Source organism: Mycobacterium sp. 1165196.3 (assembly GCF_001673415.1).
Lineage (GTDB): Bacteria > Actinomycetota > Actinomycetes > Mycobacteriales > Mycobacteriaceae > Mycobacterium > Mycobacterium europaeum_A.
In genome coordinates this window covers 1-7,638 of the sequence record NZ_LZLU01000066.1, presented here as the reverse complement: position 1 = coordinate 7,638, position 7,638 = coordinate 1, and the positions used below count along the sequence as shown (strand labels likewise).

Genomic DNA, 7,638 nt, shown 5'->3' with positions numbered 1-7,638 from the left:
CCTCCGCCTTGATCGCCGCCGGGTCGACGATGTTGACGTCCTGGCCGTCGATGTTGTCGTAACGCACCACCGGCAGCGTCCGGAACTCGACGTTGCCACCGGCCAGCCCGCCCAGGCGCTGGATCATGTCTTCGCTCCACCCCGCCGAGAGCACCACGTCCTTGCGCGCCACCGCCATCAGGTTCTTGAGCTTGTCGATGTTGGTGAACGTGCCCGCGGCCTGCAGCTCCTGCATGACCGACGAGATGAACGCCTGCTGCCGGTGGGTGCGGTCCAGGTCGCCGTTTTCCAGGCCGTGACGCTGCCGGACGAACGACAGCGCCTCGGACGCGTCCAGCCGCTGCCGCCCGGCGGGGAAGTCGGCGCCGGAATACGAGTCGTAGACGGGGTGGTTCAGGCACACGTCGACGCCGCCGAGGGTCTGCGCCAGGTCGTAGAACCCGGCCAGATTGACCTCGGCGAAGTAGTCGATGGGCACACCGGTCAGGTTTCGCACCGCGCGCAGCGTCGCCGCCCGGCCGGCTTCCCGGCCCTTGGTCTCGAGTTCCTTCTGGGTGCTGCTGCCCTGGTTGGCCAGCTTTTGGGCGACGTACTGCTTGGTCAGCCCGTAGGCCTCTTTGATCTTGATGTGGTTGTATCCCGGCACCCCGGTGAAGGGCACCCAGTCGTCGCGCGGGATCGAGAAGGCGACGACTCTGTTGTCGGCGCTGACGTGCACCAGGATCATGGTGTTGGTGTTGTAGCCGCCGTCGTCGGAATCGCCGGCGTGCAGATGCTTCAGGATCGAGTAGGGCAGGTCGTTGCCGTCCTGGTCCTTACGCGAATCGAGCCCGATCAGCAGGATGTTCATGTCGTCGCCGCTGGACCGCGGATCGTCGGGCTGCAGGGCGTTCGAGACAGTGATGCCGCCTAGCGCGCCGTGCGCCACGTAGTACCCGGCCCCGGTCAGCCCGACGGCCGCCACGGACACCAGCGCGCCCAGGGTGCGCGTCAGCCCTTTACGGAGACGGGAGGGTTGACGGACGGCTCGATGACGGCGATGGGCGCCGCCCGAGCGGGCCATCACAAACCTCTGCCCACGCCCAGCACATCACCGGGCACCGCAACGGTGCTTTGCGGCGATGTCGCTTCAAGCATGGTGACAAGTATGCGTTAGCTTGCTATGAAGCCCCCAATCGAGAGCACCCGTCACACGGTCGGGCCGAGCGTGCCCGTCGGGCCGGCCGGGCGCGACCAGCTTCCGTGATCCTCGCTCTACCAGCAGGTTTTGCCCGGTTGCGGGTGGCGGGGTCACCGAGCGGTCTCGCGCCGGCCACGCCGCCGCCCGGATCGAGCCGAAGTTGTTACCGGGCGGAAACGGCCCCGTGGCCCGCTCTCGCAGCGGACCGCCCAGCAAACGCGTGCTAGCGGGCTCTGACCAGGTCCTCGCCCGAGGAGTAGAAGAGCGTGATGTTGGCGCCGGTGACGATCTCGGCGAGGTAGACGCCCGCCGGTTCCACCTCGTAGTAGTAGTGAATGTTGCCGTCGGTATCCAGCGTCGACGCGCACGAATAGCCCGGCGCCCCGCATCGTTGCTTGATGGGCACCGCCAGGACGGCGAGCAGCGCGACGACGGCAACGCCGACGATCAGCGGGATCCTCGTGACCGCCGACCTCGGTTGCGCCGGATTGACCACGGCTAGAGTGTATGCGGCTGATCCGGCGGGCCGCTCACCCGGCGCAGTGGGGTTCTTCAGCTGTGGCCATGGCGAACCCGCACGACGCATCCCCGGCGCACAGCCGGGTCGAGGTCCTCGGCATGGGTGATCGCGGCCGCGCTGCTGCTCCCGCATATGGCGGCGGGCAGCGGGCGCACGACCATGCTGTATGGCTGCTACGCGATGTTCGGCTTGTCGCTGGTGGCCTCGCTGAACATCATCGCGATGATCAGGAGCCGCCTGACCCTTTACGGCAGGGTGGCCGCGGCCGTCGCCTACGCGGGCCTGCTGTTCACCTGGCTGCTGGTGACGGTTCGGACCGCGCGCGGCAGCCTGGGCGGCAACCTGCTCAAGGTGGCCCAGCACCGCGCCGATCAAGGCGCATAAGGACTCGGCCCGCGCCTAGCACGCCGCCGCGTCGATCCGGTATCGCCGCGGGCGTTTGGGTGCCCGGGTACCGCGGGTACGCGCCCATGAGCCGAGCAAAGGACCGAGCATGATCGACACCCGCCTCAGGCTCTCGGCGGAGCGGCCGCAGAATTCGGAGCCCGCGCAGCCGGGGACCCCCGGCGAGACCCCGGAGCGGCTCACGCCGACGGAAACGCCCGAACGGCTCACGCCGGCCGAACCGCCCGAGCGCTTGACGCCATCGGAACCACCCGAGCGTCAGGCGCCGGAATAACAACAGGATTGGAGACAGATATGCGCGCCGAGGAAGGCGACGAATCCGTCAAGGATTACGCGAACGAGGGGCGAGAAGCCCTGGGCCGCATCAAGGCCTCGCAGCACGCGGGCGGTCGCCTCGGCGACATCGCCCGGCGCTTCGCCGGCCTGTGGCGGGGCCGGCGGCGTCCCGAAGACGGCGGTCCCGCCGCGTAACCGCTAACTCGGTGCCGGATGCCGGTGGGCCCAGGGCCGCGCCTCTTCCAGTTGCGCGGCCAGGCGCAGCAGATCGCCGTCTGACCCGATCGACCCGACGAACTGCACACCCAGCGGAAGTCCGGCGTCGGTCCAGTGCAGGGGCACGCTGATCGCCGGGCGGCCGGTGAGGTTGGCGAGTTGTGTGTAGGGCACCCAGCCGAGGCTCTCCTGGATGAGGTCATCGAGAATCCCGCTGAGCCCCATCAGTTTTCCGGCGCGCACCTTGCTCACCAGCCGAGCCACCCGCTGCAGCACGGGCGCGGTCGTCGTGGCGCCGACGGCCAGCGGTGGGGTGGCCAGGGTGGGTGTCAAAAAGAAGTCGTAGCTGGCATGGAACGCGGTCAGGGACTGGATGTAATCGTTCCGGTTCTCCAGCGCGGACATCACCGGCAGCACGCCGCCGGACCGCCCGAGTTCGGCGATGGCCAAGGTGTCGGCCTCAAAGTCGTTGTCGCGCGCGCCGGTTCGCCGCTTGATGTCGGCGACCTGCTGATACAGCTGGGCGAACCAGATGGTCAGGAAGTCGCGCCCCAGGGCGGCATCGTCGTAGGGGGGTGCGACCTCCTCGACCTGATGGCCCAACTCGTCGAGGAGCGCCACGGTCTTTTCGAGAGCGGCGACGGCTTCGCGGTGGGGCCGGGCGTTGATGGCCGACCGCGCCGAGTAGCCGATCTTCAGGGTGTCCGGTCGCTGTTTGATGTGTTCACCAAAGGGTTTGTCGGGCAACGCCGCTCGGTACGCCGCGCCCGGGTCGGGCCCGACGATCGCGTCGAGCAGCGCCGCGCTGTCGCGCACGGTGCGCGACACCACGCCCTGGGTCGCCATGCCCAACATCAGTTCACCCGTCTGCGGGCCGTAGGGCGCCAGGCCCCGGCTGGGTTTGAGGCCCACCAGCCCGTTGCAGGCGGCGGGAATGCGGATCGACCCGCCGCCGTCGTTGGCGCCCGCCGCCGGCACGATGCCCGCCGCCACGGCCGCCCCGGATCCGCCCGACGAGCCGCCGGGGGTATGCCCGGTGTCCCAGGGGTTGCGCGCGGGGCCCCAGTAGTCGGGTTCGGTCACGCCCTTGGCCCCGAATTCCGGGGTGTTGGTCTTGCCGAAGATCACCAGCCCCGCGTCGAGGAACCGCTGGGTGACCAGGGCGTGCCGGTCGGCCACGTCATGGGCCAGCGAGCGGGACCCGCACGAGGTCGCAAAGCCGCGGTATTCCTGGCCGAGGTCCTTGATCAGGAACGGCACGCCGGCAAACGGCCCGCTCAGCGAGGGGTCGGCGGCTTGCCGGTCGGCGACGTCGTCGAGGCGGCAGACGATGGCGTTGAGCCGCGGATTCACCGCGTCCGCTCGTTGCCGCGCCAACGCGAGAAGCTCGGCGGGGGCGACCTGCCCGCTCGCGACCAGCTCGGCCAGGGCGGTCGCATCGTGCGACATGTACTCGTCGAGGTGCATGCGTTCTCCTTCGCTGCGGTCCGATTCCGCGCGGCACCGGCGATGCCCGACGACCTTCGCGTTGAGGCCGCCGCATGCCGTTGACGTTAAGCCAACGCGAGCTTTTGGTGGGCGCGCCTTAGTATCACCTGATGCCCGCGGCAGCCGAACCGTTCACGATCCAGGGCCCCGGCGGGGTCCAGATCGTCGCTGACCGCCTCGGGGATCCGCACGCGCGCGCCGTGGTGTTCCTGCACGGCGGCGGGCAGACCCGGCGGTCGTGGGGTAAGGCGGCCGCCGCTGTCGCTGCCCGTGGGTGGCAGGCCGTCACCGTCGACCTGCGCGGCCACGGCGAATCGGATTGGTCCGATGACGGCGACTATCGCGTCGTCAGTTTCGCCGCCGACGTCCAAGAGGTGCTGCGCACGCTGCCCCCGCAACCGGTTCTGGTCGGCGCCTCCCTGGGCGGTTTCACGTCGATGCTGCTCGCCGGGGAGCTGTCGCCGGGCATCGCCAGCGCGGTCGTGCTGGTGGACATCGTGCCGAACATGGACCAGTCCGGGGCGAACCGAATACACGCCTTCATGGCGGACCGGGTCGAGTCGGGCTTCAGCTCGCTCGACGAAGTCGCCGACGCGATCGCCGAATACAACCCGCACCGGCCGCGACCCACCGACCTGGAAGGCCTGACCACCAACCTGCGTCGCCGCGGCGATCGCTGGTACTGGCATTGGGATCCGCAGTTCATCAGCGGCACTGCGGCTTTCCCCCCTTTCGAGGTGACCGACCCGGATCGGATGCACACCGCGGTCGAGGCCATCCTGTGCGGCGGGGTGCCGATCCTGCTGATCCGCGGCCAGATGAGCGACCTGGTCAGCCAGGAGCGCGCCGACGAATTCCTCGCGCGTTTCCCGCAAGTCGAATTCGCCGACGTCCGCGGTGCGGGTCACATGGTGGCCGGTGACCGCAACGACGTCTTCGCCGACGCTGTGCTGGAGTTCCTTGCCCGGCATGTCGATGCCGGGTGAACCCCGTGCGTGGAATAGATTGGTCGCCATCTAATTTCAGGCGAGCGGCGCCGCTATTATCTGCCGGGCACAAGCGGAGGGGGGCGGCGTGACCATGCCGTGGTTGCGGGGTTTGGGACTCTTGGGTGCCGTGCTGGTGGCCGCCACGACGTCGGCGAAAACCGCTGTGGCAGCACCGCCCCCGGCCCTGCCGTCGCCGCCGCCGGCTCCGGGCATCGGGGTCGATCACGAATCCGGAAGGTGCACAGCCGGATTCGCGGCACAGGGTTCCGACGGCAGTTACTACCTGATGACCAGCGGCCACTGCGACGCGCACGACGGCAGCGAGTGGACCTACGGCAACGATGCACCGCTCGGCAGGATCTCCGCCAGCGAGCATGAGGGCGACAAGAGGGACGCCGCGATCATCCGTCTCGAGCCGAGTGTCGGTATGCCGGTGGGAGACGTCGGCGGCCGGTATCAGGTCCGGGATGTGTTGAGCCGCCAGCAGATTCAAGTCGGTATGCCGTTCTGCAAGATCGGCGCGGTGACCGGTGAGACGTGCGGCGCCGTGAAAGGCATCAATGGTGACGTCGTCGAAGCCAGCGTGTTCAGCCTCGACGGTGACAGCGGTAGTCCCGGCTTCGTGATGAACCCGGACGGCACCGTCAGCGCGGTCGGCCTGTTGATGTCTTCGCCCGACGGTGATGACTACACGACCTACTTCATGCTCATCAATCCGCTGCTGGGCAAGTGGGGGCTGCGCGTTCTTCCGTGACGGCCCGGCGACCGGGCCGGCGGAACGTAACGTAGCGTTTGCAAGTCCGGGGTACGGGGTACCAGGTGGACCGGCCGTTACGCGTCGGCCCGACGGGTCCAGGTAGTCCGCCTGGGTTGACGCGGCCAACGTGTGAGGCAGCGGAACCAGCGACACGAAGGGAAGTAGTAGTGAAGCGTGGGATCGTGGTCGGCGTAGCCGGCGTGGCCCTGGTGGTCGCGGCCAGCGCCGGATGTTCGAGCAACAAATCCAATACCGGGGCGTCAGGCTCGTCGTCCGCTGCGGCGGCAGCGGCGGGTCCGGTCCTGACCGTCGACGGTCAGAATCAGAACATCAGCGGGCAGGTCACCTGCACCGCCGCGGGTGACAACATCACGATCGGGATCGGTGACCCGACCAACGGGCTGGGCGCCGTGGTCAGCAACGGCAACCCGCCGCTGGTGCATTCCGTCGGGCTGGGCACCGTAAACGGTGTCGCACTCGGCTTCTCCGACGCCGCACCGAACCAGGCCGGCAGCGCCGGGGCCGCGGTCAAGGGCAAGGACTGGGCGATCAAGGGCACAGCTACCGGTACCGACATGAGCAACCCGCAGCAACCGCAGCAGGTGACCAAGCCATTCGAGTTGGACCTCACCTGCCCGTAGTGCAGGTGCGATAACTCCCAAGAGGGGACGCAGTTATGTCTATGAAACGTGTCGTCAGTGCCGCCGCGTTGGCCGCCGGGCTGAGCATTTCCGCGGCGACGCTGAACGCCGGGTCGGCGTACTCCGCTCCGCTTGACCCGCCGCCGTGCCCGAACTGCCACGGCGGTGGCGGCGGTGGCGGCGGTGGCGGCGGCGGGGGCAACCCCGGCGGACCGGGCGGACACCCCGGTGGCCAGCCTGGCGGTGGTGGCGGAAACGCCCCGGCGCAGGGCGGGCAGGACAACCCGCCGCAGGGCGGCCACAACAGCCCACCGGCGCAGGGCGGTCAGAACAATCCGCCGCAGGGCGGTCAGAACAATCCGCCGCAGGGTGGCCAGAACAACCCCCCGCAGGGCGGTCAGAACAATCCGCCGCAGGGTGGCCAGAACAACCCCCCGCAGGGCGGCCAGAACAACCCCCCGCAGGGCGGCCAGAACAACCCCCCGCAGGGCGGCCAGAACAACCCCCCGCAGGGTGGACAGAACACCCCGCAGCCCAACCAGCACGGTCAGTATCCGGCCCAGACGGGGCAGAACAACCCGCCCAACGAGCACGGCCAGAACCCGCCGGCGCAGGGCGGCCCGAACAACGCGCCGGCGAACCAGAACCCGCCGCCGAACAACAGGCAGCGGTACGAGGCGCTGAACCCGCCGCCCACCCAGACACCGAAGAACCAGTAACCCCAACCCCCGTACTGCCAGTTGAAGACGGGCACGACGGTAAAGGTGTTGTAGTTGAACGGCCCGAAGTCGCGCCGTCCCGCATCCCAGTCACGAGGCGGACCGTCCCACGGCCGGTTCCAGCCTCCTGGAGGCGGCGGTCCGTTCCAGCCCCCCGGAGGCGGCGGGCCCTCCCAGTGCGGCGGCGGGTGGCCCGGAGCCGGGCCGTCGTTCCAGCCGTAGCCATGTGGGCGCGGCGGCGGGGGCGCCCCGCGACCCACGATGCTGAATTGGACATCCGGACCAGCGGGACCACCGATCTGTGCGTTGGCGGTGACCACATCGTGGCGCGGGACGTAGGGCGGGTGCGGAGGCTGGGTGGGCGGTACTGACCCGGCGCTGATCACCTGAACCGTCAGCGGGCGCGCCGGATTACGGCAACGCCCGCTGACCTGTCAGCGGACCATA

At 69.2% G+C, this 7,638-nt stretch carries 8 protein-coding genes and 3 pseudogenes; 7 read left to right on the top strand and 4 right to left on the bottom strand.

Going from position 1 to position 7,638, the window contains the following annotated elements; all coding sequences use genetic code 11:
- Both A5659_RS06585 and A5659_RS06580 read right to left on the bottom strand, forming a co-directional pair.
- On the bottom strand, positions 1-1,063 hold a 1,063-nt coding region (locus A5659_RS06585; protein ID WP_156748869.1), incomplete at its 3' end, for an LCP family protein.
- Between the two features lie 340 nt (positions 1,064-1,403).
- Positions 1,404-1,676 carry a hypothetical protein gene (locus A5659_RS06580; RefSeq protein WP_066864035.1) on the bottom strand — a complete coding sequence of 91 codons (273 nt, stop codon included), beginning with the start codon at positions 1,674-1,676 and terminating at the stop codon, positions 1,404-1,406.
- A 138-nt stretch (positions 1,677-1,814) separates the two neighbouring features.
- Between A5659_RS06580 and A5659_RS06575 the strand changes: the two are divergent.
- The 3 genes and pseudogenes from A5659_RS06575 to A5659_RS28080 all read left to right on the top strand — a co-directional run.
- Positions 1,815-2,103: pseudogene (locus A5659_RS06575) on the top strand (hypothetical protein); the annotation flags it as partial.
- A 90-nt stretch (positions 2,104-2,193) separates the two neighbouring features.
- The gene (locus A5659_RS06570) at positions 2,194-2,379 is read left to right on the top strand and encodes a hypothetical protein (protein WP_066864029.1); all 186 of its coding nucleotides are present in this window, start codon (positions 2,194-2,196) and stop codon (positions 2,377-2,379) included.
- A 20-nt stretch (positions 2,380-2,399) separates the two neighbouring features.
- A complete protein-coding gene (locus A5659_RS28080) occupies positions 2,400-2,576 on the top strand; it encodes a hypothetical protein (RefSeq protein ID WP_197497940.1) in 177 nt (58 codons plus the stop codon).
- Between the two features lie 3 nt (positions 2,577-2,579).
- On the opposite strand, the gene A5659_RS06565 is transcribed toward A5659_RS28080, so the two are convergent.
- Positions 2,580-4,064 carry an amidase gene (locus tag A5659_RS06565; protein ID WP_067143712.1) on the bottom strand — a complete coding sequence of 495 codons (1,485 nt, stop codon included), beginning with the start codon at positions 4,062-4,064 and terminating at the stop codon, positions 2,580-2,582.
- Positions 4,065-4,195: 131 nt separating this feature from the next.
- On the opposite strand from A5659_RS06565, the gene A5659_RS06560 reads away from it, so the two are divergent.
- From A5659_RS06560 to A5659_RS28075, 4 genes and pseudogenes are all read left to right on the top strand, one after another.
- Positions 4,196-5,071 (top strand): alpha/beta fold hydrolase, encoded by an 876-nt coding sequence (locus tag A5659_RS06560; RefSeq protein ID WP_197497939.1) that lies wholly within the window; start codon positions 4,196-4,198, stop codon positions 5,069-5,071.
- Positions 5,072-5,159: 88 nt separating this feature from the next.
- Positions 5,160-5,828 (top strand): S1 family peptidase, encoded by a 669-nt coding sequence (locus A5659_RS06555; protein ID WP_066864023.1) that lies wholly within the window; start codon positions 5,160-5,162, stop codon positions 5,826-5,828.
- A 170-nt stretch (positions 5,829-5,998) separates the two neighbouring features.
- Positions 5,999-6,472: a lipoprotein LpqH gene (locus A5659_RS06550; RefSeq protein WP_066864020.1), complete on the top strand. Its 474-nt coding sequence runs from the start codon at positions 5,999-6,001 to the stop codon at positions 6,470-6,472.
- A 41-nt stretch (positions 6,473-6,513) separates the two neighbouring features.
- A pseudogene (locus A5659_RS28075) lies at positions 6,514-7,179 on the top strand (proline-rich domain-containing protein); the annotation flags it as partial.
- 47 nt (positions 7,180-7,226) lie between these two features.
- On the opposite strand, the pseudogene A5659_RS28415 reads toward A5659_RS28075, so the two are convergent.
- Positions 7,227-7,511: pseudogene (locus A5659_RS28415) on the bottom strand (hypothetical protein); the annotation flags it as partial.
- Positions 7,512-7,638: the final 127 nt, after the last annotated feature.

Bases quoted from the DNA above. Each gene is read 5' to 3' on its own strand.
- A5659_RS06570 (WP_066864029.1), top strand. From the start codon at position 2,194: ATGATCGACACCCGCCTCAGGCTCTCGGCGGAGCGGCCGCAGAATTCG.
- A5659_RS28080 (WP_197497940.1), top strand. From the start codon at position 2,400: ATGCGCGCCGAGGAAGGCGACGAATCCGTCAAGGATTACGCGAACGAG.
- A5659_RS06565 (WP_067143712.1), bottom strand. From the start codon at position 4,064: ATGCACCTCGACGAGTACATGTCGCACGATGCGACCGCCCTGGCCGAG.
- A5659_RS06560 (WP_197497939.1), top strand. From the start codon at position 4,196: ATGCCCGCGGCAGCCGAACCGTTCACGATCCAGGGCCCCGGCGGGGTC.